General features: G+C 72.7%; 21 protein-coding genes. 12 read left to right on the forward strand and 9 right to left on the reverse strand.

The features are described from left to right. The first annotated feature begins 82 nt into the window (after positions 1–82). Positions 83–769: a TetR/AcrR family transcriptional regulator gene (locus ACP4J3_RS03025; RefSeq protein ID WP_426530044.1), complete on the forward strand. Its 687-nt coding sequence runs from the start codon at positions 83–85 to the stop codon at positions 767–769. On the opposite strand, the gene ACP4J3_RS03030 is transcribed toward ACP4J3_RS03025, so the two are convergent. Continuing rightward, entirely contained in the window at positions 757–2,259 is a 1,503-nt protein-coding gene (locus ACP4J3_RS03030; protein ID WP_426530046.1) for an LVIVD repeat-containing protein, read from the reverse strand. The two genes, ACP4J3_RS03025 and ACP4J3_RS03030, sit on opposite strands and share 13 nt — an antisense overlap. 62 nt (positions 2,260–2,321) lie before the next feature. On the opposite strand from ACP4J3_RS03030, the gene ACP4J3_RS03035 reads away from it, so the two are divergent. Continuing rightward, positions 2,322–3,014 carry a DUF305 domain-containing protein gene (locus tag ACP4J3_RS03035; RefSeq protein WP_426530048.1) on the forward strand — a complete coding sequence of 231 codons (693 nt, stop codon included), beginning with the start codon at positions 2,322–2,324 and terminating at the stop codon, positions 3,012–3,014. Positions 3,015–3,053: 39 nt separating this feature from the next. Here the strand turns inward: ACP4J3_RS03035 and ACP4J3_RS03040 are convergent, their stop codons facing one another. Further along, complete coding sequence (locus ACP4J3_RS03040) at positions 3,054–3,542, reverse strand: DUF6214 family protein (RefSeq protein ID WP_426530050.1); 489 nt, start codon at positions 3,540–3,542, stop codon at positions 3,054–3,056. A gap of 197 nt (positions 3,543–3,739) precedes the next feature. Here ACP4J3_RS03040 and ACP4J3_RS03045 point away from each other — a divergent pair, with 197 nt between their 5' ends. Together ACP4J3_RS03045 and ACP4J3_RS03050 are read left to right on the forward strand one after the other, a co-directional pair. Further along, positions 3,740–5,086, forward strand: a complete 1,347-nt coding sequence (locus ACP4J3_RS03045) for an FAD-dependent oxidoreductase (protein WP_426530052.1) — start codon at positions 3,740–3,742, stop codon at positions 5,084–5,086. 74 nt (positions 5,087–5,160) lie between these two features. Beyond that, positions 5,161–6,540 (forward strand): nucleobase:cation symporter-2 family protein, encoded by a 1,380-nt coding sequence (locus ACP4J3_RS03050; protein WP_426530054.1) that lies wholly within the window; start codon positions 5,161–5,163, stop codon positions 6,538–6,540. On the opposite strand, the gene ACP4J3_RS03055 is transcribed toward ACP4J3_RS03050, so the two are convergent. Continuing rightward, positions 6,463–6,813 carry an ArsR/SmtB family transcription factor gene (locus tag ACP4J3_RS03055; RefSeq protein WP_426530056.1) on the reverse strand — a complete coding sequence of 117 codons (351 nt, stop codon included), beginning with the start codon at positions 6,811–6,813 and terminating at the stop codon, positions 6,463–6,465. The genes ACP4J3_RS03050 and ACP4J3_RS03055 overlap by 78 nt on opposite strands. Before the next feature lie 126 nt (positions 6,814–6,939). Here ACP4J3_RS03055 and ACP4J3_RS03060 point away from each other — a divergent pair, with 126 nt between their 5' ends. Further along, the gene (locus tag ACP4J3_RS03060; RefSeq protein ID WP_426530058.1) at positions 6,940–8,019 is read left to right on the forward strand and encodes an NADH:flavin oxidoreductase/NADH oxidase; all 1,080 of its coding nucleotides are present in this window, start codon (positions 6,940–6,942) and stop codon (positions 8,017–8,019) included. 134 nt (positions 8,020–8,153) lie between these two features. Here ACP4J3_RS03060 and ACP4J3_RS03065 read toward each other — a convergent pair whose 3' ends face one another. Both ACP4J3_RS03065 and ACP4J3_RS03070 read right to left on the reverse strand, forming a co-directional pair. Beyond that, positions 8,154–12,653, reverse strand: a complete 4,500-nt coding sequence (locus tag ACP4J3_RS03065; RefSeq protein WP_426530060.1) for an HAD-IC family P-type ATPase — start codon at positions 12,651–12,653, stop codon at positions 8,154–8,156. 94 nt (positions 12,654–12,747) lie between these two features. Then, on the reverse strand, positions 12,748–14,061 hold the full coding sequence (locus ACP4J3_RS03070; protein WP_426530062.1) for an extracellular catalytic domain type 1 short-chain-length polyhydroxyalkanoate depolymerase: 1,314 nt from the start codon (positions 14,059–14,061) through the stop codon (positions 12,748–12,750). 318 nt (positions 14,062–14,379) lie between these two features. On the opposite strand from ACP4J3_RS03070, the gene ACP4J3_RS03075 reads away from it, so the two are divergent. Further along, a complete protein-coding gene (locus tag ACP4J3_RS03075) occupies positions 14,380–15,360 on the forward strand; it encodes a pectate lyase family protein (RefSeq protein ID WP_426530064.1) in 981 nt (326 codons plus the stop codon). Positions 15,361–15,391: 31 nt separating this feature from the next. Further along, positions 15,392–16,174: a pectate lyase gene (locus ACP4J3_RS03080; RefSeq protein WP_426530066.1), complete on the forward strand. Its 783-nt coding sequence runs from the start codon at positions 15,392–15,394 to the stop codon at positions 16,172–16,174. Positions 16,175–16,274: 100 nt separating this feature from the next. On the opposite strand, the gene ACP4J3_RS03085 is transcribed toward ACP4J3_RS03080, so the two are convergent. Then, positions 16,275–17,033, reverse strand: a complete 759-nt coding sequence (locus ACP4J3_RS03085; protein ID WP_426530068.1) for a PaaX family transcriptional regulator C-terminal domain-containing protein — start codon at positions 17,031–17,033, stop codon at positions 16,275–16,277. A gap of 75 nt (positions 17,034–17,108) precedes the next feature. Here ACP4J3_RS03085 and ACP4J3_RS03090 point away from each other — a divergent pair, with 75 nt between their 5' ends. After that, positions 17,109–18,782, forward strand: a complete 1,674-nt coding sequence (locus tag ACP4J3_RS03090) for a DNA alkylation response protein (protein WP_426530070.1) — start codon at positions 17,109–17,111, stop codon at positions 18,780–18,782. Positions 18,783–18,873: 91 nt separating this feature from the next. Here the strand turns inward: ACP4J3_RS03090 and ACP4J3_RS03095 are convergent, their stop codons facing one another. Continuing rightward, positions 18,874–19,467 (reverse strand): Rv1733c family protein, encoded by a 594-nt coding sequence (locus tag ACP4J3_RS03095; protein WP_426530072.1) that lies wholly within the window; start codon positions 19,465–19,467, stop codon positions 18,874–18,876. 276 nt (positions 19,468–19,743) lie between these two features. On the opposite strand from ACP4J3_RS03095, the gene ACP4J3_RS03100 reads away from it, so the two are divergent. From ACP4J3_RS03100 to ACP4J3_RS03115, 4 genes are all read left to right on the forward strand, one after another. Further along, complete coding sequence (locus tag ACP4J3_RS03100) at positions 19,744–20,829, forward strand: WD40/YVTN/BNR-like repeat-containing protein (protein ID WP_426530074.1); 1,086 nt, start codon at positions 19,744–19,746, stop codon at positions 20,827–20,829. Positions 20,830–20,902: 73 nt separating this feature from the next. Beyond that, complete coding sequence (locus ACP4J3_RS03105; RefSeq protein ID WP_426530076.1) at positions 20,903–21,580, forward strand: uracil-DNA glycosylase; 678 nt, start codon at positions 20,903–20,905, stop codon at positions 21,578–21,580. Then, positions 21,577–22,554 (forward strand): N-acetylglucosamine kinase, encoded by a 978-nt coding sequence (locus tag ACP4J3_RS03110; RefSeq protein WP_426530078.1) that lies wholly within the window; start codon positions 21,577–21,579, stop codon positions 22,552–22,554. The genes ACP4J3_RS03105 and ACP4J3_RS03110 overlap by 4 nt, the downstream gene beginning before the upstream one ends. A gap of 120 nt (positions 22,555–22,674) precedes the next feature. After that, complete coding sequence (locus ACP4J3_RS03115; RefSeq protein WP_426530080.1) at positions 22,675–23,598, forward strand: sirohydrochlorin chelatase; 924 nt, start codon at positions 22,675–22,677, stop codon at positions 23,596–23,598. 73 nt (positions 23,599–23,671) lie between these two features. Here the strand turns inward: ACP4J3_RS03115 and ACP4J3_RS03120 are convergent, their stop codons facing one another. Then, entirely contained in the window at positions 23,672–24,724 is a 1,053-nt protein-coding gene (locus ACP4J3_RS03120) for a lactonase family protein (protein ID WP_426530082.1), read from the reverse strand. A 310-nt stretch (positions 24,725–25,034) separates the two neighbouring features. Further along, positions 25,035–26,690, reverse strand: coding sequence for an FUSC family protein (locus ACP4J3_RS03125; RefSeq protein ID WP_426530371.1), 1,656 nt, complete (start codon positions 26,688–26,690; stop codon positions 25,035–25,037). Positions 26,691–26,851: the final 161 nt, after the last annotated feature.

Raw genomic sequence — 26,851 nt, forward strand, 5'->3', positions numbered from 1 at the left:
AACCCCGGCCTGGCCGAATCGAAGCCGGGCCGGACGCGCTGAGTATAGTTGGCTGGCAGCCAGTCAACGCAGGAGTTACAGCATGTCCCCGCGCAGCGCCTCGGTCAATGAAGAGTTGCGGCGGCGTTCCCGGGAACGGCTTCTGCAGGCGGCGGTTGAGGTGGTCGGCGAGCGCGGCTACGAGGCCACCACACTGGGCGACATCGCGGACCGGGCGGGCTCGGCGCGCGGACTGGTGTCGTACTACTTCCCCGGCAAGCGCCAGCTCGTGCAGTCCGCCGTGCACCGGTTGATGCACCGCACGCTTCAGGAGGCGCTGGAGCGCGAGCCGCGCACCGAGGACGGCGCGGAGCGGATGGCCCGGGCCATCGACGCGATCCTGGGCCTGGCCCGGGATCGGCCCGTGCTGATGCGCCAGCACATGGCGGGCATCCTCCAGGCCGAGGGCTTCATGCAGTGCCCGGAGCAGCAGCGGCTGGCCGAGCTGCTGCGGGACACCTGCGTACGGCACGGCTCACCGGACGCCGACGTCGACTACCCCATGCTGCGCTGCCTGCTCATGGGCGCGGTCTACGCGGCGCTGGTGCCCGGGGTGCCGATGCCACTGCCGGCGCTGCGGGCCGAGTTGTTCCGGCGTTACCGGCTGGACTGGGAGATGGGGGTCCCGCCGGCCTCGGAGGCCGAGCCCGGCGGGACGTGCGACACGGATCTGTCGCGGTTCTTCGCGACCGGGTCGGGACCCGGCTGCCCGGACGGTCAGCGGAAGTAGTCGGGCTGTGTCTGGACGTTGAGCTCGCGCAGCTTGACCCAGCGGGCCGGGTCGGTGCGCCGGTCGTTGATCTTCAGGACGTCGAAGCCCCTGGCCATCTCGTTGGAGTAGATGTAGCCGTTGTAGTAGTACGCCGACCACGAACCGGCCGATCTGATGGTGTCGGTGGTGAGCGGGCCCCGGTCGAAGTAGGCGATCTCCTTCGGGTTGGCCGAGTCGGTGAAGTCCCAGACGGAGACGCCGCCCTGGTACCAGGCCTGGACCATGAGGTCGCGGCCCCTGACCGGGATCAGCGAGCCGTTGTGGGCGACGCAGTTCTCGGTGTCCGCCTGGTGGCGGGGAATCTTGAAGTAGCTGCGGAAGACGAGCTTGCGCTTGTCGCCCTTGCCGACGATGTCGTAGATCCCGTCGGCGCCGCGGTTCGGGCCGATCTCCGCGTTGCAGGTGGCCCCTCTGCCGCCGCCCAGCTCGTCCGTGAAGATGACCTTGTCGGCCTTCTGGTTGAAGGTCGCGGAGTGCCAGAACGCGAAGTTGATGTTGTCCTGGACCTGGTCGATGACCTTCGGGCGCTCCGGGTCGGCGATGGAGAACAGGATGCCGTCACCCATGCAGGCGCCCGCGGCCAGGTCCTTCCCGGGCAGGACGGTGATGTCGTGGCAGCCGGTGGTCTTGGAGACACCCGGGTTGGTGGGGGCGCCGGGGTTGCCGCCGCCGTCGGGGCCCTCACCGGGGAACAGCACCGGGAAGCCCACGACCGCAGCCTTCTCGGGGGCGTACCGCGGCACCTTGATGACGGAGATGCCGTCGTGCGGCGGTTGGCAGTCCGGGTAGGCGGCGTTCGGCGAGTACGAGGAGACGTAGATGTAGACGTTCCGGCGCTCGGGCACCAGCGTGTGGGTGTGCGAACCGCAGGCGGTCTCCACGGCGGCCACGTACTTCGGGTTGGTCTTGTCGCTGATGTCGAAGACCTTCATGCCCTCCCACGACGACTTCTCGGTCGCGGGCTGCGTGGTGCTGTTGCAACTGCTGTCGCTGCGCGAGGAGTCGGTGGACAGGAACAGCAGGTTGCCGGAGACGGAGATGTCGTTCTGGGAGCCGGGGCACAGGACCTGTGCCACCGTCTTCGGTGACTTCGGGTTGCTGATGTCGAAGATGCGGAAGCCGTCGTAGTTGCCGGCGAAGGCGTACTTGCCCTGGAAGGCGAGGTCCGAATTGGTCCCCGGCAGCAGCTCCTTGGGGACGTTGGCCACGTGCTCGATGTTGTCGGAGTGGACGATCTCGTTCTGACCGGGTATCTCGCCGTCCGCGAGAGCCTCCCGCACTTCGGCCCGGGTGCTCTCGGAGACCTTCTGTTCCTGGGCGGGGCCGTCCCCCGGGTCAGGGGTGGCGACGGCCGGCTGTGCGGTCAGCAGCGCGGCGAGGAGCCCACCGGCGGCTGCGACGACTCCCAGGCGTCTGCGGCGAGTTCGGGGATTGCTCAACAGGATCACTGTTTCCTCCCTTGACCGTTCGCACTGGAACGGTTCATGCAAGCCCGAGTATCGTCTTCAACATGCACACATCAATAGGGGGCAACAGACATGTAACCAAGACGCCCCGGCGTCAACGACCGCTCGCCGGCGCCGCGTTGGCCGCCGTGGCGGTACTCGCGCTCGGGGGGTGCGACTCCGACTCCGACCCCGAGCCGGCCGCGCGGAGCGGGCCTTCGGTGATCGCACCGGGCAAGCCCGGAGAGCCGAACCGCGAGCTGTCCGCCGAGGAGGCGGCGCGCCGGCACGCCGAGGACGACTCCCCCAACTCCGCGGACGTCGATTACACGCGGATGATGATCGTGCACCACGCCCAGGCGCTCGAGATGACCGAACTCGCCCCGAACCGCGCCGAGTCGAAGAAGGTCAAGGCCCTCGCCGAGCGGATCACCGCCGCACAGGGCCCGGAGATCACCGCCATGCAGGGCTGGCTGAAGAACCACGGCAAGACCGAGAAGGCCGAACACAGCCACGGACACGAGCACGCCTCAATGCCCGGCATGGCGACCGAGGCACAGCTTCGGAAGCTGCGCGCCGCGCAGGGGAAGGCGTTCGACCAACTGTTCCTCACGCTGATGATCACCCATCACGAAGGGGCGATCACCATGGCCACCGAGGTGAAGGCGCAGGGCAACAACATCCAGATCGAGGAGATGGCCGACGAGGTGGTCGCGCAGCAGACGAGCGAGATCACCCGGATGCGGGACATGCTCTGACGGGCCTGCCCGATACGGCCGCCGGCGGCGGGGCCGCTCTCAGCGGCGGGCGCGGCGCCGGGTCAGAAAGCCCGCGTCGCGCGCCTGCCCGATCAGCCTGAGCGACTTCCGGCGGCCGTGTCCCGTCGCGCTCATCACCGCGAGAACGGGGTCGACGCCCTGCTCCTGGGCCGCCCGGTACTTCTGCGCGACGAGCCACTGCCCCTCGGCGCCGCCCGGCCAGCCCGCCCCGGCCCCGCTCGGCCCGGAGTCGGCACCGTCGGGTTCGGCGGTGTCCGGTTCACCGCTGTCCGGTACGGCCCCGATCCCGCACGCCTCGAAGAGCGGATCCTCGATCCAGTCGGCGAGCGCCGCCAGGTCGTCGAGGGAGAGCGCCGGCTCGGCCCGTACGTCCTCGATGGACACACACCCCTCGGACACCACGGCGACCGCGTCGACCCGGGCGCCGTCGCCGAACTCCAGCCGGACGCCGAACCACATGGTGGCGCCGCCGCCGTCCCGCACTTTCCACGCGGGCCACACGGACACGGCACCGTCCGCCGCAGAGCGATCGGAAAGATTAAGAAAGGATGCTTCCAGCACACACGCAACGTAACCGCATGATCACATTCCATACGAACGAACACGCGCCCGTGCGGCGCACTGCACCCTGTCAGCGGAGCGGCCGCGGTGCGATGCTGGACTCGAGAGCGACTCCTGACGATCTTTGGACAAGGAGTTCCGCCGTGATTCGTGTCGCCGTCGTCGGCTCCGGGCCCAGCGGGTGCTACACCGCCCAGAGCCTCGTACAGCAGGACCCCGACGTGGTCGTCGACGTCCTGGACCGGCTGCCGTGCCCGTACGGTCTGGTGCGCTACGGGGTGGCGCCGGACCACGAGAAGATCAAGTCCCTCCAGAACAATCTGCGGACCGTCCTGGAGCACGAGCGGGTGCGGTTCCTCGGCGGCGTCCAGGTCGGCCCGGACGGGGTGCCGACGGCGCGGCTGCGCGAGCTGTACCACGCGGTCGTGTACTGCGTGGGCGCCGCCACCGACCGGCATCTCGGGATTCCGGGCGAGGAGCTGCCGGGGAGCTGGTCGGCGACCGAGTTCGTGTCCTGGTACAGCGCCCATCCGGACGCCGTCGACGACGGGTTCGTAGCCGGCGCGAGGTCGGCGGTGGTGATCGGCGTCGGGAACGTCGCGGTGGACGTCACCCGGATGCTGGCCCGGGGCACGGCCGAACTGAGCCCCACCGACATGCCGCAGGCGGCGCTCACCACCCTCGCCGCGAGCCGGGTGACCGAGGTCAGCATGGTGGGCCGCCGGGGCCCCTCGCAGGCCCGCTTCACCACCAAGGAGCTGCGGGAGCTGGGCACCCTGCCGGACACCGAAGTGAGCGTGGACCCGCAGGAGTTGGCGCTGGATCCAGCCTACGTCGACCCGTCCGGCCTGCCCGCGCCACAGCGCCGCAACGTGGAGGTGCTGCGCGGCTGGGCCGAGTCCCCGGCGCGCGACGCCCGCCACCGCATCCGCCTGCGCTTCTTCCTGCGCCCGGTCGAACTCCTCGCCGACGCGGGGCGCGTGGGCGCGGTGCGCTTCGAGCGGACGGCACCGGACGGCCGGGGCTCGGTGACGGGCACGGGCCGCTGGGAGGACATCGAGGCCCAGTTGGTGCTGCGTTCGGTGGGCTATCGCGGAGTACCGCTGGAGGGCCTGCCGTTCGACCCGGAGACCGCCACGGTGCCGCACCTCGCCGGCCGTGTCCTGCGCGACGGCCTCGTGGCACCGGGCGAGTACGTGGCCGGCTGGATCAAGCGGGGCCCGACCGGTGTGATTGGCACCAATCGGCCGTGTGCGAAGGAGACGGTGACGTCGCTGCTGGAGGATGCCGCCGTGCTCGCGGGGAAGGAACTGCCCGGGGACCCGCTCGCGGTGCTGCGCGCGGACGGCGTCGAACCCGTCGAGTGGTCCGGCTGGCAGTCGATCGAACGGGCCGAGGCGGCGCTGGGGGCATCGCTGGGGCGGGGCGTGGTGAAGCTCCCGGACTGGGAGTCGCTCCTGACCGCCGCGCGCGACAGCGCCCTTCAGTAACGCCCTTCAGCGGAGAAACGAACGGGCAACACTCCCGAAATCAACAATCTGTTCAAGGAGTCTACGGTCCGTCCATGACCTCAGCGCCCCATCCCGTCGACGAAGTTCCCCCCGTCCGCCACCTGGCCGCCTTCGGTCTCCAGCACGTGCTGGCCATGTACGCCGGCGCCGTGGCCGTCCCCCTGATCGTCGGCGGCGCGATGAAACTTCCGCCCGCGGACCTGGCGTATCTGATCACCGCCGACCTGCTGGTGTGCGGCATCGCGACCCTGATCCAGTGCATCGGCTTCTGGCGCTTCGGCGTGCGGCTGCCCATCATGCAGGGCTGTACGTTCGCCGCGGTGTCCCCGATGGTGCTGATCGGCACGACGGGCGGCGGCCTGCCCGCGATCTACGGCTCGGTCATCGTCGCGGGGCTGGCGATCGTTCTGCTGGCCCCCGTCTTCGGCAGGCTCCTGCGCTTCTTCCCGCCCCTCGTCACGGGCACCGTGATCCTGATCATCGGGCTGTCCCTGCTGCCGGTCGCGGGCAACTGGGCGGCCGGCGGCGCCGGTTCGGCGGACTTCGGGGAGCCGGAGAACCTCGCGCTGGCCGGCTTCGTCCTCGCGGTGGTGCTCGGTGTGCAGCGGTTCGCACCGGCGTATCTGAGCCGGGTCGCCGTGCTGATCGGCATCGCGGTCGGGCTCGCGGTCGCGGTGCCGTTCGGGTTCACGGACTTCGGCGGTGTGGGCGAGGCCGACTGGCTCGGGATCAGCACGCCGTTCCACTTCGGAGCGCCCACCTTCGAGTTCTCGGCGATCGTGTCGATGCTGGTGGTGGCGCTGGTGTGCATGACCGAGACGACCGGCGACTTCATCGCGGTCGGTGAGATGACGGACCGCAAGGTCGAGCCGCGCTCACTCGCCGACGGCCTGCGCGCCGACGGACTGTCGACGGTGCTGGGCGGCGTCTTCAACACCTTCCCCTACACGGCGTACGCCCAGAACGTGGGCCTGGTCGGCATGACCCGGGTGCGCAGCCGCTGGGTGGTGGCCACCGCGGGCGGCATCCTCGTACTGCTGGGCCTGCTGCCGAAGCTGGGCGCGGTGGTGGCGGCGATACCGGCGCCGGTGCTGGGCGGCGCGGGCCTGGTGATGTTCGGGACGGTCGCCGCGAGCGGCCTCAGGACGCTGGCCGGGGTGGACTTCAAGGGCAACGACAACCTGACGGTGGTGGCCGTCTCCGTGGCCGTGGGCATGCTGCCGGTCGGCGTGCCGACGGTCTACGAGAAGTTCCCGGACTGGTTCCAGACGGTGATGAACAGCGGCATCAGCGCGGGCTGCCTCACGGCGATCGTGCTGAACCTGCTCTTCAACCACCGGTCCGCGAGGGCCGGTTCAGCCGCCGAGGCGGACGGCCTGACGGGAGGCGGAGGCGAGGAGGGCGTCGAGAAGTCCCGGGAAGAGGTCGTCTAGGTCCTCCTTGCGCAGGCCGTTCATCTTGGCCGTGCCCCGGTAGATCTGCTGGATCACACCGCTCTCGCGCAGCACCCGGAAGTGATGCGTGGTGGTGGACTTGGTGACGGGCAGGTCGAAGTGCGAACAGGAGAGCTCGTCGCCGACGGCGGCGAGCTCGCGCACGATCCGCAGCCGCATCGGGTCGGACAGCGCGTGCAGCACGCCTTCCAGGCGGATCTCCTCGCGCGTCGGGTGCGGGAGATCTCGGCTGCTGACAGTGGGGCTGGTCACGGCGGCTCCACTTCACTCGGGTTCCCTCATTGTACGAGACCCCTCGTAGTTTGACACCTCCCGTACTACGATGCCTATCGTACGAGTCGACCGCTGGTCCCCGCGATGAGATGAATGGAGTCCGCCGTGAGCGCGCTCTTCGAGCCCTACGCCCTGCGTGATGTGACGGTCCCGAACCGGGTGTGGATGCCCCCGATGTGCCAGTACTCGGCCGCCCCGGAAGGCCCTGACACGGGCGCCCCCGACGACTGGCACTTCGCGCACTACGCGGCCCGCGCGGCCGGCGGCACGGGACTGATCGTCGTCGAGGCCACCGCGGTCAGCCCTGAGGGGCGGATCACCCCGTGGGACCTGGGCATCTGGAACGACACACAGGTCGCCGCGTTCCGCCGGATCACACGGTTCCTTCAGTCGCAGGGCACGGTGCCGGCGATCCAGCTCGCCCACGCCGGGCGCAAGGCGTCGACCGACCGGCCCTGGAAGGGCGGTGCGCCGGTCGGACCGGACGCGTACGGCTGGCGGCCGGTGGCGCCGAGCGCGATCGCCTTCGCCGAGGGGCACCCCGTGCCGCACGAGCTGACGGTCGCCGAGATCCAGGAGATCGTGGGGCGGTTCGCGGACGCCGCGCGCCGGGCGCTGGCCGCGGGCTTCGAGATCGCCGAGATCCATGGCGCCCACGGCTATCTGATCAACGAGTTCCTCTCGCCGTACTCCAACCGCCGCACCGACGAATACGGCGGCTCCTACGAGAACCGCACCCGCTTCGCCCTCCAGGTCGTGGACGCCGTGCGCGAGGTGTGGCCGGACGACAAGCCGCTGTTCTTCCGCATCTCGGCGACGGACTGGCTGGAGGGGGGCGGCTGGACGGCCGACGACACGGTCCGCTTCGCGGCCGAACTCAACAGCCATGGCATCGACCTGCTCGACGTGTCCACCGGCGGCAACGCCTCCGGCGCCCGTATCCCCGTCGGGCCGGGCTATCAGGTGCCGTTCGCCGCGCGAGTGAAGGCCGAGACCTCGCTGCCGGTCGCCGCGGTGGGGCTGATCACCGAAGCCGAACAGGCCGAGAAGATCCTCGCGAACGGCGAGGCGGACGCCGTCCTGCTCGGCCGCGAGTTGCTGCGCAACCCGTCGTGGGCCCGGCATGCGGCCCGGGAGCTGGGCGGGGACGTGCATGTGCCGGATCAGTACCACCGGTCGGTGTGACCGCGGATCAGTGTCACCGGCCGGTGCGACCGCGGGCCGGCGTCACCGGTCGGTGCGACCGCGAACCAGTGCCACCTGTCGGCTTGACCGCGAACCAGTGCCACCTGTCGGTATGACCGCCGACGCGTCACCGGTCACCGTGGGCCCGTCGGCAGATGCCGCAGCACCGTCCGTTCCAGGTGCGGCACGGCACGCTGGCCGGCCACCGCGATGGCGATCGACGCGGCCACGCCCGCCCAGGCGAGAGGGCCGAGCGGGGTGCAGCCGAAGAGGTGGCTGACGCCCGGCGTCTCGACCAGCACGGCGAGGGCGGCCGCGGAGCCGAGCGCGGTGGCCCGTACCAGCGGGCTGCCCCGCCGGTCGGCCAGGGTCTGGGCGAGCTGGGTGCCGACCACCGCGCACAGCGCCATCGTGGTGGAGCGGCGGGCACTACCCGGAGTGAAGCGGCCGAACAGCCAGGCGGACGTCGCGCCCAGGGTGGTGGTCAGGGCGCGGTGCCGGATCTTGCGGATCAGGGGGGCGCCGAGGAGTGAGGTGCCGAGGGGTTCGGTGGATTCGGGCTCGGACTCGGACGCGGACGCGGAAGCGGGTCCTGCGCCCGGCTCCGACTCCGCATCCGTCCCCGTATCCGTCCCTGCGTCTGTCTCCACATCCGACGCGATATCCGTCCCTGCGTCCGTCCCCACATCCAACGCCGTATCCGCCCCTGCGTCCGTCCCCACATCCAACGCCGTATCCGCCCCCACGTCCGTCCCGGCTTGCGCCTCCTCCGGCTCCTTCGGTGTCACCGCCACCGCCATCGCCGGGAACAGGTCCGTGAACAGGTTCACCAGCAGCATCTGACGGGTCGACAGCGGCGCCGAGCCCGACAGGAGCGTGCCGAGGAGGCCGAAGCCCACCTCGCCCGCGTTGCCGCCGATCAGGATGGCGATGGCGTCGCCGACGCTGTGCCACATGGCCCGGCCCTCGCCGATCGCCTCGATCAGGACCGTCAGGTCGTCGCGCGTGAGGACGAGGTCGGCCGCGTTGCGGGCGGCCGCCGAGCCGCGGGCGCTGATGCCGACGCCGATGTCGGCGGCGCGGATGGCCGCGGCGTCGTTGGCGCCGTCGCCGACCATGGCGACGACCCGGCCGGCGTCCCGCAGCCCCTCGACGACCTGGAGTTTCTGCTCGGGCGCGACGCGGGCGACGACTTCGACGTCGCGCAGCATCCGCACGCGCTCCTCCCGTTCCGCGGACGCCAGTTCGTCACCCGTGACCACACCGGTGTCCTCGGGCCAGCCCAGGTCGGCGGCGATCGCCCGCGCGGTCTGCGGATGGTCACCGGTCAGCATGACGGGTCGTACGCCCGCCTTGCGCAGGCCCGTGACGAGGGCCGTGGAGGTGGCGCGCGGTACGTCGGCGAGCGCGAGCAGGCCGGTGAACTCCAGCCCCTCCAGGCGCTGTTCGAGCATGTCCGTCGCCTTGTCGGCCGGGTCGAGCGGGCGCCTGGCCACCGCCAGCACCCGCAAGCCGTCACCGGCCAGTTCCTGTGCCGCCTCGGACACCGAGGAGGGCAGGTCGGCGCAGGCGGGCAGCACCGTCTCGGGGGCGCCCTTGATGACGAGTACGGGCGTGTCGTCCTCGGCCCGGCCGACGGCGGCGGCGTAGCCGCGGGCGGCCTCGAAGGGCAGGCTCTCGGTCTGGGTCCAGTCGGGGTCGGGGGCGGCCGCGTCCAGGACGGCCTCGTCGGTGGCGTGCACGGGCCGGTCCGAGCCGCCGTTGAGCCGGGGGCACGCTCGGGCCGCGACCCGCAGTGTGGTGGCGGCGCCTTTCTGGTCCGGCTCACGGACGGTGCCGTCGGCGTCGGTGACGCGCACCAGGCGCAGCCGGTTCTCGGTGAGCGTGCCGGTCTTGTCGAAGCAGATGGTGTCGGTGCGGCCGAGCGCCTCGAGGGTGCGCGGGGCCCGCACGAGGACGCCGCGGCGACTGAGCCGACGGGCGGCGGCCAGTTGCGCCACGGTCGCGACCAGCGGCAGCCCTTCCGGTACCGCGGCCACGGCCACCGCCACCCCGCCGCTCACGGCCCGGCGGACCGGCGTGCCGCGCAGCAGCGACAGGGCGGTCACCCCGGCGCCGCCCGCCAGGGTCAACGGCAGGGCCTTGTCGGTGAGTTCCCGCAGCCTGGCCTGGACGCCGGCGGACGGTGGCCTGCGGGCGGCGAGGGCCACGGCCCGGGCGGCCTCCGTACGCTTCCCGGTGTCCACGACGACGGCCCGGGCGTTCCCGGCGACCACGGTCGTCCCCTCGAACACCATGCAGCGGCGGTCCGGCACGGCGGCGTCCGGCGTCGGGTCGATGGCCTTGTCGGCCGGCAGGGACTCGCCGGTCAGCGCGGACTCGTCGACTTCCAGGCCGTCCTCCCACACCAGGCGGGCGTCGGCGGGCACGACGTCGTCGACCCGGAGCTCGATCAGGTCGCCGGGCCTCAGCTTGGCGGCGTCCACCACGTGCGGCTCGGACTCGTCGTCCTCGGTGACGCGCGCCTTCTGCTTCTGCTTGGCCAGCAGGCCGGACAGCGCCCGCTCGGCCCGCATCCGTTGCACGCCGCCGAGCAGCGCGTTCAGGTCGAGGGCGCCGATGACCAGCAGGGCGTCCAGGACCGAGCCGAGGATCGCCTCGGCGGCCGAGCCGACGGCCAGCACCGGGGTGAGGGGGTCGTCGAGCTCGTCGCGCACGGCGCGGCCGAGGCGCAGTGGCCCGCTCATCGGGGTGAACACGCGGCGGCGGCCCATCGTCCGGATCGTCCTGCGCGCACCGTCGGTGAGCTGTTCGGACAGGGTCGGCTCGGGGCCCGGTTCGTGCTCCAGTCGGTCGCGGACCTCGGTGTGCTCCAGTTCGTGCCAGGCCACGCGCGGCCGGGGGTGGGGTGCGCGGGCCAGGGCCACGCCGACGGCCGCACGTGTGCCGGCCAGCAGGGCCCAGGCGGCGCCGGCGTCGACCGGCGTGTGGCGCAGCCCGGGCCACGGCGTACGGCGGCGCCGGCCGGACTTGCCGATGGCGACCAGGAGCCCGGACAGGGCGGCGCCGGACCGGGCCAGGGTCTGCGACCTGCGGCCGACGCCGCGCGCGGCCGGCACCGCCCGCAGCAGCCGCCACACATCGGCCAGTCCGTGCGGGGCCAGCACGTCCGCGCCCCACAGGACGGCACCGTCCTTGTCGGTGAGGGCGACGGCCACGTCGCCGGCGAGCAGCCCGGCGAACACGTCCTCGTCGTCGGCGCCGGGCCGGGCGACCGTGACGACGACGCCGTCCTCGGCGCGCAGTTCGTTCACCACGTCGCTCAGCGACCGCTCCTCGCGCACCACCTGGTCGGCGAGGGTCGTGAAATCGGCCAGGGCCGGGTCGTCCACCATCACCACCCGCAGCCCCGCCCGCCGCGCGGCGTCCAGCACCGGCTCCGCCCACGGGTCCGCGCCGGCGTCGGGGGTGCGCAGCGCGCTGGGGTGCAGTACGACCGTGTCGGCCATCTCGAGCTGCCGCAGCCGCTCGGTGTCCCGCACCAGGACGCCGGCGCGGGACAGCGCGGAGCTCAGTACGGCGTGGAAGGCGGCGGGCCCGTAGCGCGCGGCCTTGGGAGAGCCGGCGAGCACCGCCTCCGCCGCCTCGGTGCCGTCGTGCTTGACCAGCAGGGTGGCCGCGGCGCCCACCAGGCTGCCGGTCTCGGCGTGTGCGGCGTACTGCTGGGCCGGTGAGGTGCTCAGCGGCGGGCGGGGGAACTCCTCCCCCGCCACGCTGCACCGCTCGGGCGCGCACAATTCGTCATGGACCCTGTCGAACGCCGTGGCGCGCGCCACCGTATCCGCGAGCTGGAGGCTGCGCAGCGTGCCGTCGAGCACCAGGGAGGTCGGGGTGCGGCCGGCCGCGTGGGCGGCCGCGTTCGCGATGGCCAGCGCGGTGTCCATGCGGCGGCGGCCGATCCTCGCGCGCAGCCATCCGCGGAAGGCCGGGTTCTCCCGCGCCAGTGTCACCAGCGCGGTCACCGACCGGGGCGAGGCGGGCAGGCGCAGGACGTATCCGGCGAGCGCGGTCGCGATGCCGATCCCGTCGGCGGCGAGCGTGGTGGCGGCGGCCCGTACTCCGGCGGGGTCGGCGGGGTGGGGGATGTCCTCCACCGCGTCGTCCGCCCGGGCCAGACCGTGCCGGGCGGCGAGCTGCGCGGCCTTGTCCAGCACCCGGTCGCTGACGGACTCCTCGACGGCGGTCACCACGAGGCGGTGCAGTCCGCCGTCCCAGTAGGCGAGGGCCACGTCGGGCCGCTCCGCCAGCGCCGCGGCGACCTTGCGTGCCGCGCGCCCCGTCCCGCCCGCGCGCCGTACGCGTTCCGGCTCCTCGGGCCGCAGCGCGAGGTGGACCCGGGTGCCGGATCGCCAGGGGTGCGCGCCGGGGGGCAGTGCGTTGCGGGCGACGCGCACGACACGCACCGCGGCGTCGGCGCTTCGCACCCCCGCCCGGGCGGTCCCGGCAGCCGCGCCCGCGGCGGCTCCCACCGCGGGTGCGGCTCCTTTGGCCAGCAGCCTGGGCCCGGCCATGAGCAGATCGGCCGCGGCGGTCGCCGGATGTGTCAGGGCGGGGGTGAGAAGTCCGAGAACCATCGCTCACTCTCAGCCGGTCGTGCGAAGACATCTCCTGCGCGGCCCGGGTTCCCGCAAAACGGCATGTCATCCGCCTGCACGCGGCCCGGCGCGATCAGCCGGCCGTGCAGGCCGTCCCATTGAGCGTGAAGGCGCCGGGCGCCGCACTGTTCCCGGTGTGGTCCGCCTGGTAGCCGATGCTGACGCTCGCACCCGGCGCGAGCACCGCGTTGTACGAGGCACTGGCCGCCGTCACCGCGCCGGAGGCCGGGGTGTACGTGGCTCCCCAGCCGTTGGTGATGGTCTGGCCGGCGGGCAGGGTGAAGCCGAGCCGCCAGCCGTTGACCGGCGTCGCGCTGGTGTTGGTGATGGTCACGGAGGCAGTCAGGCCGGTGCTCCAGGCGTTCGTCGTGGCGGTCACCTTGCAGGCGCCTGGCTGCGGTTGGGGCGCGGGGCCACCGCTGCCCAGGCCGAAGAAGGTGAGGACCCGGGTGGCCATGCCGTAGCTGTACAGGTTGTGGCCGACGCCCTGGAGGCTGATCGCCTCGACGGGGGCGCGGTCACCGGTGCCGCCGTAGCGGGTGCGGGTCCAGTTGGCCTGGGGTGTGTCGGTGGCGGCCGGGGTCTGGCTGACGCCCTGAACGTTCGTCCACTGCTTGATCATCTCGCCGAAGTTGGGGTGGCGCAGGACGTCGTCCTCGGTGCCGTGCCAGAGCTGCATGCGAGGCCGGGGCCCGGTGTAGCCGGGGTAGGCGGCGCGGGCGATGTCGCCCCACTGCTGCGCGGTGCGGGTGACCGTGCCCTGGGCGCACGCGCTGTTCCACTCCGAGCCGTCGGTGGTGGCGAAGCAGCCGAAGGGGACGCCGGAGAAGGCGGCGCCCGCGGCGAACACGTCGGGGTAGTCGCCGAGCAGGACGTTGGTCATCATCGCGCCGGAGGAGATGCCGGTGGCGTAGATGCGGCCGGTGTCGGCGTCGTAGGTGTCGGTGACCCAGTCGATCATGGACTTAATGCCGACCGGGTCGCTGCCGCCGCCTCGCTTCAGGGCCTGCGGCGAGGAGACGTCGAAGCACTTGCTGCTGCGGGTGACGGACGGGTACAGCACGATGAAGCCGTACTGGTCGGCGAGTGTGTCGTACTCGGTGCCGTGGTACATGTCCGGGCCCGAGCCGGTGCACCAGTGCACAGCCACCAGCACCGCCGGGTTGGCAGTGACACTCTCCGGCACGTACACGTACATCCGCAGGTTGCTGGGGTTGGCGCCGAAGTCGGTGACCTCGGTGAGCGTCGCGGTGGGGACGGCGTCGGCGGCCTCGGTGCGGGCGGCGGCCGTGGGGGCGGCGACGAGGAGTGCCGCGAGCAGTGGCAGGAGGGCGGCGAGTAGCGTCCGGAGCGGTCTTCTCACGGTCGTGCGGAGGGGGGTGGGCACGTCCTTGTCCCTTCTGGTCGCGGCTCGTGGACGTGGTGCGGGCGGTGCGACGAGAAGGCATCGTGGCATGGACACGCTCGGCATGGAAGCGCTCCCACGGCCATGCCCCCAAGAGCCCTCGCCTCCAGTAGGCCTGACCGAATTCTTCTGCGCAAAGCGTTGACTAGAAAGCGCTTGCCCCCTACGTTCCGTTCAGCACTGTGACCGAGCCGCTCAGCAACAGCCCCCACATGGCCACATTGCCCCGCGCGGTGTTCTGCATGACGTACAGCATTCACGTACATGATCGCGTAGGTTCTCCCGAAGGGACGCACCCGCATGCGAACTCTCCCCCCACGTGCACGCCCGCAAAGAACCGCGCTGGTGACGGCCTCCGCAGCCGCCCTCGCCACCGCGGCCGTCCTCGTCCTGCCCCAGGCCGCCGGGGCGGCCGAGTCCTCGCCGATCGGGTTCGGCGCCGGGACCACCGGCGGCGGCAGCGCCTCGGCGGTCACCGTGTCGACCCTGGCCGCCTTCAAGTCGGCGGTGACCGGCAGTGCGGCCAAGGTCGTCCGGGTCAACGGCCTGATCTCGCTGAGCGGCCAGGTCGACGTCGGCTCCAACACCACGGTGCTGGGCGTGGGTTCGTCGTCCGGGTTCACCGGCGGCGGGCTGCGGCTGAAGAACGTCTCCAACGTCGTCGTGCGCAACCTGAACATCAGCAAGCCGGTGGCGCCGGCCGACGGCATCACGGTCCAGGCGTCGACGAAGGTGTGGATCGACCACAACTCCTTCTCCGCCGACCGTGATCACGACAAGGACCACTACGACGGCCTGCTGGACATCAATCACGGCTCGGACCACGTGACGGTGTCCTGGAACACCTTCAAGGACCACTTCAAGGGCTCGCTCGTCGGCCACAGCGACAACAACGCGAGCGAGGACACCGGGCATCTGAAGGTGACGTACCACCACAACCAGTTCAGCAACGTCTACTCGCGCATCCCCAGCCTGCGCTTCGGCACCGGGCACTTCTACAACAACCACGTGGTCGGCGCGGACACCGCCTGCCACTCGCGCATGGGCGCCCAGATGCTCGTGGAGAACAACGTCTTCCGCGACACCAAGCTCGCCGTCACCACGAGCCGCAGCAGCGACGAGGACGGCTACGCCAATCTGCGCGGCAACGATCTCGGTGGAGCCGCGACCGAGATCTCCCGGGTCGGCAGCTTCACCACGCCGCCCTACAGCTACACCGCGGAGCCGGCAGCCGGCGTCGTCGCCTCGGTGACGTCCGGTGCGGGCGCCGGAAAGCTCTGACCACCCCCCAACCGGAAGAAGGCATCGGGACATGACTTCACCAGCGAATCCCCGCGCCCGCCGGCGCGCGCTGACCGGCGGCCTGGCCGCCCTCGGGCTCTCGTCTGTCATGATCACGACAGTCGGGGTCCCGCCGGCGAGCGCCGCCACGTGGCCGAGGCCCACCAGCAGCCAGCCGGTGAGCTCCACCATCAACGTGTCCGGCGTGCGCGACGGCGGCATGGTCCGCTACTACGGCAGCGGCGACCTGGCCGGTGACGGCCAGGAGGAGGGCCAGGACCCGATCTTCAAGCTCGCGCCCGGCGCGACGCTGAAGAACGTCATCATCGGCGCCCCCGGCGCCGACGGCATCCACTGCCAGGGCAACTGCACGCTGCAGAACGTGTGGTGGGAGGACGTCGGCGAGGACGCCGCCACCTTCCGCGGCGGCTCGACCTACACCGTCACCGGCGGCGGCGCCAAGAAGGCGGCCGACAAGGTCTTCCAGCACAACGGGCCCGGCACCGTGAACATCTCCAACTTCGCGGTCAGCGAGTTCAAGACGCTGTACCGCTCGTGCGGCGACTGCTCCACGCAGTACACGCGCAAGGTCAACCTCAGCAACATCGAGGTGACCGGCACGGGGTCGACGGCGCGCCTCGTCGGCATCAACGTCAACCGGGGCGACGTGGCGACGCTGCGCGGCATCACGATCCTCAACGACTCCGGCCGCAAGGTCATCCCCTGCCAGAAGTACAACAACAACACCGCCGTGGGTACGGGGCCGGACAGCACGAACTGCCTGTACTCCGCCTCGGACATCACCTACCGGTGACGTCACGCCGCGGATAGTCCCCCCACGGTGAAGGCGGCCGTCCGAAGCGTCCCCGCACGGCGCTTCGTACGGCCGCCGTGCCGTTTCCCGAGGGCCCGCCTCAGTCCTGACGGCCACGCGCGCGTACGTCCGCCACCAGTTCCCGCCGGTAGTCCGCGTACGCGGCGCGCAGCCGCTCACCCGGCCAGTCGGCGGGGAGGAGCCGAGGCGGCAGCACCGGGTCGGCGAGCAGATGCCGTACGACGGCCGCGAACCCGGTGAAGCGGTCCGACGGGCGGCGGGCGGCGGCGACATGCGCCAGCAGGGCGCGCCCCGTGTCGGCCCAGGCCTGAAGCGGCCACAGGTCCGCGGCCTGCTCGCGCGCGGGGCGGTCAGGTCGGGCCGTGTAGCACTGTGCCACGTCGCGCAGGCCGTCCGGCAAGGCGCGGCGCAGGTTGGCCGGTCGCAGCCAGACGCCCTCGCGGAGTTCGGCGAGCCGGAGGCGGGTCAGTTCGGTGCGCAGTTCCGCGCGTTCGGCGGCGCCCCGGCCCGTTGCCGTGACGACGACCATCTCCCAGTCGCCGTCCCAGGGCCGGGTCTCGGGGTGGACGGCGTCGTCCTGGCGTCGCTGGCGTTCCAGGAGGCGGTCGCTGAGCCGGTGGACCGTGTCCGCGCGGCGCAGGTCGCCGGCCGCCACCATCCGGCTGAGCGCGGCCCGCAGCGTGGAACCCGCGATACCGAACGGCTCCACGGCGCCCACCAGGTCCTTCACCGGAAGCTCGGGCGGATGCAGCCCCAGCAGCAGGCTCAGGACGACCGAGCGGGCGGACAGCGGGCGCAGTTCCACCTCGTCGGCCGTCGGTGACGCGTTGTTCCGCATGGCCAGGTACCTTACGTGCCGATCCAGCGCATTACAGGATTGCTGCAATCGCAGCGCTGATGCAACATGAGTGGCATGGTCTCGATACCCGCGCAGGAGCAGTCCGGGCAGTACGCCACGCACGACGTCACCAACCAGCCCCCGCCGCTGACGCCGTACGACGCGTCGCAGGACACGGCGCTGCTCGAAGGGCTGCGCCGGGAGGGCGCCGGATGGGCCGAGGAGGAGATCCGGCGGCTCGGCCTGCGGGCCGGGAGCGCCGAGGCGCAGGAGTGGGGTGAGCAGGCCAACCGCCATGAGCCCGAGCTGCGCACGCACGACCGGTACGGCCATCGCGTCGACGAGGTGGAATTCCATCCGAGCTGGCACCACCTGATGCGGGTCGCCGTCGCCGAGGGCCTCGCGGCGGCGCCCTGGGCGGACGAGCGGCCCGGCGCTCATGTCGCCCGGACGGCGGGCGGGCTGGTGTGGGGGCACACCGAGGCGGGGCACGGCTGTCCGACGTCGATGACGTACGCCGCCGTGCCCGTGCTGCGCCGCCAGCCGGGGCTCGCGAAGGTGTACGAGCCCCTGCTGACCAGCCGGGAGTACGACCCCGGGCTGCGCGTGCCGACCGAGAAGCGGGGCCTGCTCGCGGGCATGGGGATGACCGAGAAGCAGGGCGGCTCCGACGTCCGTACGAACACCACCACGGCGTGGCCCACCGCCGAGCCCGGCGTGTACACGCTGCGCGGGCACAAGTGGTTCACGTCGGCGCCCATGTGCGACGTCTTCCTGGTGCTGGCCCAGGCTCCGGGCGGCCTGTCCTGCTTCCTCGTGCCGCGCGTCCTGCCCGACGGCAGCCGCAACGCCTTCCGCATCCAGCGCCTGAAGGACAAGCTGGGCAACCGCTCCAACGCGTCCTCGGAGCCCGAGTTCGACGGGACCGTCGCCTGGCTGGTCGGGCCCGAGGGGCGGGGCGTCAAGACGATCATCGAGATGGTCAACTGCACCCGGCTGGACTGTGTGATGTCGTCGGCGACGCTGATGCGCAAGACACTCGTGGAGGCGGGGCACCATGTCGGCCACCGCAGCGCGTTCGGCGCCCGGCTGATCGAGAAGCCGCTGATGCGCAACGTCCTGGCCGACCTGGCGCTGGAGTCCGAGGCGGCCACGACGCTCACGCTGCGGCTGGCCGGAGCCGCCGACCGGACAGTCCGTGGAGAGGACGCGGACGGGACCGAGGCGGCGTTCCGCCGGATCGCCACCGCCGTCGGCAAGTACTGGGTGACCAAGCGGGGTCCGGCCTTCACCGCGGAGGCCCTGGAGTGCCTGGGCGGCAACGGCTATGTCGAGGAGTCGGGCATGCCCCGCCACTACCGCGAGGCTCCGCTGCTGTCGATCTGGGAGGGCTCGGGGAACGTCAACGCCCTTGATGTGCTGCGGGCGTTGACCAGGGAGCCGGGCACGGCCGACGCGCTCTTCGCCGAACTGGCGCCGGCGCGGGGCGCGGACGCCCGGCTGGACGCGGCGGTCACCCGGCTGAAGAGCATGCTCGCCACCGGTTCCGAGGCCGGGGCCCGTCGCCTGGTCGAGCAGATGGCCCTGGTCCTCCAGGCCTCCCTGCTGGTCCGCCACTCCCCCGCCGCGGTCGCCGACGCCTTCTGCGCGACCCGGCTCGGCGGCGACTGGGGGCACGCCTTCGGGACGCTGCCCGAGGCGGCCGACGTGGACGGGATTCTGGGGAGGGCACTGCCGGGTCAGGGGTGAGACCGTCGCGCGGCACGAGCGGGCGCCGAGGGTCCGGTGCCATTGCCCGTGTTGCCGGTGCTGCTGGTCCTGCTTTTGCTGCCGGTGCTCGTCAACCGGTCCCCCGCATCCGTCCGCCCCACAGCGGCCCGAACCGCGCCCACTCGTAGCCCCACTGGTCGATACGCCGGTTCTCCAGGCGGCTGCGGAGCGCCCGGCCCGCCATGAACGGGACGGACGCGGCGAACACGCCCGCCAGCGCGCCGACCATGGTGGCCCGGATGCGGGCCTCGGAGGGGGTGGCGGGCCTGGTCACCAGGCGGCCCTGGGGGTCCGTCCAGACGGTGACCGGCGTGCCGACGCCGCTGCCGGGGTCGACGCGGGCCTGGCCGGTGTGCGTGGCGCCGTCGCGCGCGCTCCAGCGGACCTCGGCCCACACCTGTTCGGCGGTCGTGGTGCGCGAGCGCGCATCGGAGGTGCCCGGCGCCTGTTCGGCGAGCAGGGCCACCACGGGCCGCCACTCGACGCGTTCCCGGGCCATGCCGTGCTCCACCGCGCGGGCCGTCGTCAGTGCGGCGAGCACTCCGGCGAGCACGGTGAGCACCCAGGCGGCGAGCAGCACCCAGGCGTCCACCACGTCGGCCCGGCGCCTGAGCGGATTGCGCCGCCACCGCCACAGCCACACCTTCGGACCACGGAACGCCATCGAGGGCTTCCTCCTCACGAGCACACGAACATGCCGCACCGACCTCCCTCCCATACGGCACAGGGCGGGCGGATGCTCACGGCACCTGCCGGGAGCCGGTGGTGGTACGCGTCACGGCCCTGAGTCGGCGGGCTTCGCGAAAGGGCCCGGCGTTTCGGGGCGGCGGGCTGTCATCGCCGTCCTGACCTGCGGCGTCGCCCTTTCCAGGGGTGACTGTCAGTGGCGGGGTGCAGACTGGCCCGTGTCTGAGACAGAGGCGTCGCGGAGGTGATCGGCATGACCGAGGTATTGCTCGCCGTGGGTACACGCAAGGGCCTGTTCATCGGGCGGAGGCGGGGTGGCACCTGGGAGTTCGACGAGAGTCCCTACTTCAACGCCCAGGCCGTGTACTCGGTCGCCGTCGACACCCGGGGCGGGCGTCCGAGGCTGCTGGCCGGCGGCGACAGCGCGCACTGGGGCCCGTCCGTGTTCCACTCCGACGACCTGGGCCGCACCTGGACCGAACCGGCCAAGCCGGCCGTCAGGTTCCCGCAGGACACGGAGGCCTCCCTGGAGCGGGTGTGGCAGCTCCACCCGGCGGCCGCGGAGCCGGACGTGGTGTACGCGGGCACCGAACCGGCGGCGCTGTACCGCTCGCAGGACCGCGGCGAGACCTTCGAGCTCGTCCGCCCGCTGTGGGAGCACCCGACCCGGTCGAAATGGGTGCCGGGCGGCGGCGGTGAGGGCCTGCACACCATCATCACCGACAAGCGTGACCCGAGGGCCGTGACGGTCGCCGTCTCGACCGCGGGGGTTTTCAAGACCACCGACGGCGGTGCGAGCTGGGCGCCGTCCAACTCCGGTGTCTCCGCGGTGTTCCTGCCGGATCCGAACCCGGAGTTCGGCCAGTGCGTGCACAAGATCGCGCAGGACGCGGCGGACTCGGACCGGCTGTACCTCCAGAACCACTGGGGCGTGTACCGCAGCGACGACGCGGGCGCGCACTGGACGGACATCGGCGAGGGCCTGCCGTCCACCTTCGGCTTCGCGGCGGCCGCGCACCCGCACCGCGGCGAGACGGCGTACGTCTTCCCGATCAACGCCGACTCCGACCGCGTCCCGGCCGGCCACCGCTGTCGCGTCTTCCGCACGGCGGACGCGGGCAAGAGCTGGGAGCCGCTGTCGGCGGGACTGCCGCAGGAGGACCACTACGGCACGGTGCTGCGCGACGCGATGTGCACGGACGACGCGGACCCGGCGGGCGTGTACTTCGGCAATCGCAACGGCGAGGTCTTCGCGTCGGCCGACGACGGCGAAAGCTGGCGGCAGCTCGCGTCGCATCTGCCGGACGTGCTGTGCGTCCGGGCCGCGGTGGTCGCATGAGCCGTCGCGGCTTACCGGTCGGCGTTGGCCACTGGTTGATCGGTGCTGCCCGTGCGGCAGTAGGGTGACGCCCGTGGCACCACGACCCTTGCATGAAATCGTCGAAGCGGGCTGGGCGAAGGCCCTGGAACCCGTCGCCGAACGGATCGCCGCGATGGGCGACTTCCTGCGCCAGGAGATCGGCGCGGGACGCACCTATCTGCCGGCCGGGCCGAACGTCCTGCGGGCCTTCCAGCAACCCTTCGACGAGGTACGGGTCCTGATCGTCGGACAGGACCCGTACCCCACCCCGGGCCATGCTGTCGGCTTGTCGTTCTCGGTCGCGCCCGAGGTGCGCCCCCTGCCCGGCAGCCTCGTCAACATCTACCGGGAGCTGAACACCGACCTGGGGCTGCCGCAGCCGTCCAACGGGGATCTGACGCCGTGGACCCAACAGGGCGTGCTGCTGCTCAACAGGGCGCTCACCACGGCCCCGCGCAAACCGGGAGCCCACCGGGGCAAGGGCTGGGAGGAGGTCACCGAGCAGGCCATACGGGCCCTCGCCGCACGCGGCAAGCCGCTGGTGTCCATCCTCTGGGGCCGCGACGCCCGCAACCTGCGCCCCTTGCTCGGCAACCTCCCCTCGGTGGAGTCGGCACACCCGTCCCCCATGTCCGCCGACCGCGGCTTCTTCGGCTCCCGCCCGTTCAGCCGCGCCAACGACCTCCTGATCGGCCAGGGAGGCCAACCGGTGGACTGGCGCCTGCCGTGACCGACGCCGCCGGCTTCCTCGCGGTCGACTCCGGCGGCTCCGGCATGCGGATCGCCGTCGGCACCGTCGACGGCGGTGTGCGGGGCCGTCGCGAGTCCCGTGAGCCCGTGCGCACCGGGGAACGGGGTATCGACGCCGGGCACTTCATGGAGCGGTTGGCGCCCATGGTGCGCGAGGCGGTGGCCGAGGCCGGGGTCGCCGGGCTCGGTGCGGTCGCCGTCGGGGCCGCCGGGCTCGCCAGTCTCGGGGACGGTCTGCGCGCCGAGCTGCCGACCGCGCTGGAGCGGGAGTTCGGCATCCGGCGGGTCGCCCTGGCCGCCGATGCCGTCACCGCCTATGCCGGCGCCCTCGGGAACCGGCCCGGTGCCGTGATCGCGGCCGGTACGGGGCTGATCGCGGTCGGCACCGACCTGACGCGCTGGCGCCGGGCGGACGGCTGGGGGCATCTGCTGGGCGACTGCGGCAGCGGTGCCTGGATCGGACGGGCCGGGCTGGAGGCGGCGATGCGGGCCCACGACGGGCGGGCCGGCGGGTCGGCCGAACTGCTGGCCCGCGCCGAGGAACTGTTCGGGCCGGTGCGCGGGCTGCCCGGCAAGCTCTATCCGCGCCCGGACCGCCCCGCCGTCCTCGCCTCCTTCGCTCCCCAGGTGGCCGCCTGCGCCGACGGCGACCCGGTGGCCGCGGACATCCTGCGCGCCGCCGCACGGCACATGGCCGATTCCGCGGCCGCCGTCTGCCCGGCCTCGGGAGAGCCCCAAGTCGCGCTGACCGGTGGCCTGTTGAACATGGGTGCCGCGCTCGTCGTACCTGTGGAGGAGGAGTTGTCGAAGCGGCTGCCGCACGCACAGCGGGTGCCGGCCGCCGGGGATCCGCTGGAGGGGGCGGTGCGCATCGCGACGGATCTCGCGGCGGGCGCGCCGACTCTGCCGAGCGACGAGGCGATGCTCTGTGTGGTGACCGGACACAGGGACTGACCCACCTACGTCACATGCTTCCGTACCGCATGTAACTCAATCAGACAAAAGCGGACGTATACCGCTCACCTGCACCCTCCCCGAACAGGGGAGCCCAGGAAACCAGTAACATGCGGCGCCATGAGCTCCCCCACTGGGCCCGCGTCCGGCCTGCCAGTACGAATGCCGCGCCCCCGCCAGCCCGGGCGGCACCGCCGACCCGAGCCCCTGGCGGCTCCCGAGGGCGCGCCCGCGCTCGTCCTCGCTGTGCCGGGCACGCCGAGCGCCGCGACCCGCGGCCTCGCCGAGGAGGTCGTGAGCATCGCCCGCTCCGAGCTCCCCGGTCTCGACGCCCGGATCGGGTACGTCGACGGTGACGACGCGGAGTTCCCCACGCTCCAGTCGGTGCTGGTCCACGCCGCCGAGGAGCGCACCGCCCGCTATGAGCAGGCGCTCGCCGCGGGTGTGGAGGCCAAGGAGCCCGAGGGCCCCGTCGCGGTCGTCGTGCCGCTGCTCGCCGGCCCGGACGGCGCGCTGCTGCGCGTCATCCGCCAGGCCGTGATGGACAGCCGTGTCGCGGCCGACCTGACCGATGTGCTCGGCCCGCACCCGCTGCTCGCCGAGGCGCTGCACGTGCGCCTGTCGGAGGCCGGTCTGGCCCGCGCCGACCGCGCCCGGCTGTTCACCGTGGCCACTGCCGCGGACGGCATCATCCTGGCCTCCGTCGGTGGCGAGGAGGCCGTGCAGGCGGCCGGGATCACCGGCATGCTGCTCGCCGCGCGGCTGGCCGTGCCGGTGATGGCGGCGGCCCTGGACCAGGACGGCTCCATCACGGCCGTCGCCGAGCAGCTTCGGTCCTCGGGCTCGCAGCAGCTCGCGCTGGCGCCGTATCTGATAGGGCCGGAGATCGACCCGAGCCTGATCGCCCAGGCCGCGCAGGAGGCGGGCTGCTCCGCCGCCGAGCCGCTCGGCCCGTACCCGGCGATCGGCAAGCTCGCCCTGTCGAAGTACACGACGGCGCTGGGCATCGCCCCGCAGCAGGCGCAGGGCACGCCGGTCCGCTGACGCGCACGCCACAGCACAGCCGTAACGCCGAAGGGCCCGCTCCCGTGGGAGGTGCGGGCCCTTCGGCGTGTGGTCACGCCTCGTCGACGGCCGCCGGACCGATGACGACGCAGGACGCCGCGGGCACCTCGATCGAGCCCTCGTAGCGCGGGACCCCCCGGTCCGGGTCCACGGCGAACCAGGACACGTCGCCGGAGCGCTCGTTCGCGACGTACAGGAAACCGTCCGCCTCGGTGAGCGCGCGCGGCCAGTGACCGGCGCAGGTGACGGTGGCGACCAGGCGCAGTTCCTCGCCCTGGACGGCGAAGGTGGACAGCACGTCCTCGCCGCGGGTGGCGGTCCACACGAAGCGGCCGTCGGGCGAGGCGACGATCCCCGAGGGGTAGGCGTCGCCGGCCGGGGCGCCCGGCAGCACCGGGACCTCGGCCAGGGGCTTGAGCGTGCCGTCGTCGGCGTCCCAGTGACAGACGGTGACGGTGGGGGTGAGTTCGTTGACGACGTAGGCGTACCGGCCGTGCGGGTGGAAGGCCAGGTGGCGGGGGCCCGAGCCGGGGCGCAGGGCGCTCTCCCGGTGCACGTCGAACGTGCCGTCGGCCAGTGTGCACACCCGCACCGAGTCGGTGCCGAGGTCGACGCTGACGGCCCAGCGGCCGCTGGGGTCGGGCTGCACCTGGTGGGCGTGCGGGCCCTGCTGGCGCGGCGTGTGCGGGCCGGAGCCGGTGTGCTGGAGGACGACCGGCGGGGCGTCCGAGAGGGTGCCGTCGGAGCGCACGGACAGGGCGGTGACACTGCCGGAGCCGTAGTTGGCGGTCAGAACGTGCCCGGCGAACAGGCTCAGGTGCGCGGGTCCGCTGCCGCCCACCGGGACCGGCGAACCGGCCGGCTCCGGCTTGTCCGCGTCCACGCGGTAGGCGGCCACCGCGCCCTCGGCCGTCTCGCTGACCGCGTAGAGCGTGTCGCCACGGGGCGACAGGGCCAGGTACGCGGGGTCGGGCACATCGCGCACTCCGCTCAGGACGGTCAGCGCGCCGTTGTCCGCCACCGCGGCCGTCGTGATGCCATGGCCTCCGGCCGCCGTGAACGAGCCGATGTAGGCCCTTCTCCCCCGCCTGCCGACGTCTGCCAACGCTGTCCCCTTCCGGTCGGGTGCCGTCCGGGCCGACGGTAGCAGCGGATCATCATCGGTCTAGACCAAGATCGCCTGATCGACGGCGAGTTCGGACAGGGGTTCGCCTCACGCGCGGCAGCAGGGCCTCCGGCAGCCCGCGCGCGGCAGCTCGGCCCCGGCACTCCCGGCGGACTCGCCCGCGGGCCGCTCCCGCACGGCTCGCGGGCCGGTGGGTCCGGTGCGGGATTACCCGGCCCATGGCCTGATCCACCCTCCAGGCGGCCGGCAAAACGGCTCGGCCGCCCGGGGGTGGTGCCGCACGGCCCGCTCAGGCTCCGACGAGCGGTGAGCCCGACGGGGCTCGCAGCGGCGTGGCGAGTTCGACGAGCGCCCGCTCCAGGCCGTGCAGATGGGCCAGCGCGGGGTCCGTCGCGGCAGGCTGCGCGGTGGGGGCGGTCATGTCCGCGCCGCCGGTCAGGGCTTCGACGGCGGCCTCGACCCGCCAGCACGCGGCGGCCAGGCGGGCGTCGTGCGAGGCCTCCGGGTCGGCGGCGACGGCGGCTAGGGGGTGTTGTGAGGGTCCCGTGCGGTGCCCGCGGTGTTCGGTGCGTGCCCTCGGCGTGCCGGACGAAGGCCCTTGTAGCGGAGCTACTTGGGCCTTCGGCCGGTGCGGCGAGGGTGCGTGCCGGGCGCCGTGGGTGCTGTGCGGGACCCTCACAACACCCCCTAGGCCGCGGATCTCCCGGGCGCAGTCGTCGAGCAGGGCCAGGACGTGGCGGGCGCGCCGCTTGCGGGCCGGCATCGGGTTCAGCGGGTGCACGAGCGGGGCGAGCGAGAGCCGTACCCGGGCGAGAATCTGCTCCAGTTCGGCCACCCGGGAGGCCGGGTCCGCGCTCTCGTCCCCGGCGAGCCGGGCGGCGGCCTCGGCGGTGGCCGCGTGGACACAGCGCAGGGCCCGCTGGATCCAGGTGTTGGTGATGCCGTGGGTGGTGACGGGCAGGACGAACAGCACGGCCAGCACGGCGCCGATCGCCCCGACGCCGGTCTCGGCGAGCCGCAGCGCCAGCAGGGCGGGATCGAGGACGCCCAGGAGGCCGTAGAGCAGTTCGGCCAGGACCGTGACGCAGAGCATCATCCAGGTGTAGGAGACGGCGGCCGTGTAGAAGATGCCGAAGACGCAGACGGCGAGGAGCACCGCCGTCGGCACCCCCGCGCCCTCCAGCGGGACGGCGACGAGCAGGCCGAGGCCGATGCCGATCACGGTGCCGAGGACCCGGCGGAAACCGCGGACCAGGGTCTCGCCGCGCGAGGTGGTGTTGACGAAGATCCACCAGGTGGCGCCGACGGCCCAGTACCAGCGCTGCCCGGACACGAGCTGGCCCACGACGAGGGCGAAGCCCGCGCCGGCGGTGGCCTGGATCGCCTGGCGCGTCGTCACCCGGGCCAGTCCGCTGCCGCCCGGCGCCGCGGGCACGGGGGCCGGGGGCGTTCGGCGCTCGTAGCACCAGAGCCCGAACCGCACCGCCGCCGCGGTGAGCAGGGACAGCAGTACGGCGGCGTAGAGCTCGGGAAGCTGCCGCGGGGTCGCCTGGAGGAACTGCGCCACGAAGAAGGTCATGAACGCGAACACGCCGAGGCTGTGCCCGCGCGGCCCCCAGCGGCGGGCGTAGACGCCGGCGCCGACGACGGCGAGGAAGGTGAGGTCGCGGGCGACCGGATGGTCGTGCAGCTCGGCCGCCGCCGCGAGGACGGGCAGGCCGACGAGGGGCAGCAGCGCGGTGGTGACCGCCTGTCCACGGACCGTGGCGTCGGTGACCGTGAACAGGGCGAGCAGCGCGGCGAGCCCGCCGGTGACGGCACCGACCAGGGAATGCCCGGCCAGCGCGCACACCACCACCGCGAGCCCGATGCCGAGCACGGCCCGCGCGGCGAAGCGCAGCCGCGCCCGCCCCGGGTCCGGCGCCACGAACACCCTCTTCAGCACCACTACCGCCCCTCCGAACCGGCATGAAAAAGGCGCCGCGGGGTTCCGCAGCGCCATCGACCGCCCCATTGCAGCATCACCGGGGAGACTGGCTCAAGTGCCCTCGAATACGCTGGGCCATTGGCACAGACATAACGGTCCTCGGGCGTCCACCGGCGAGC

The organism is Streptomyces sp. UG1 (genome assembly GCF_049974585.1).
Taxonomy (GTDB): Bacteria; Actinomycetota; Actinomycetes; order Streptomycetales; family Streptomycetaceae; genus Streptomyces.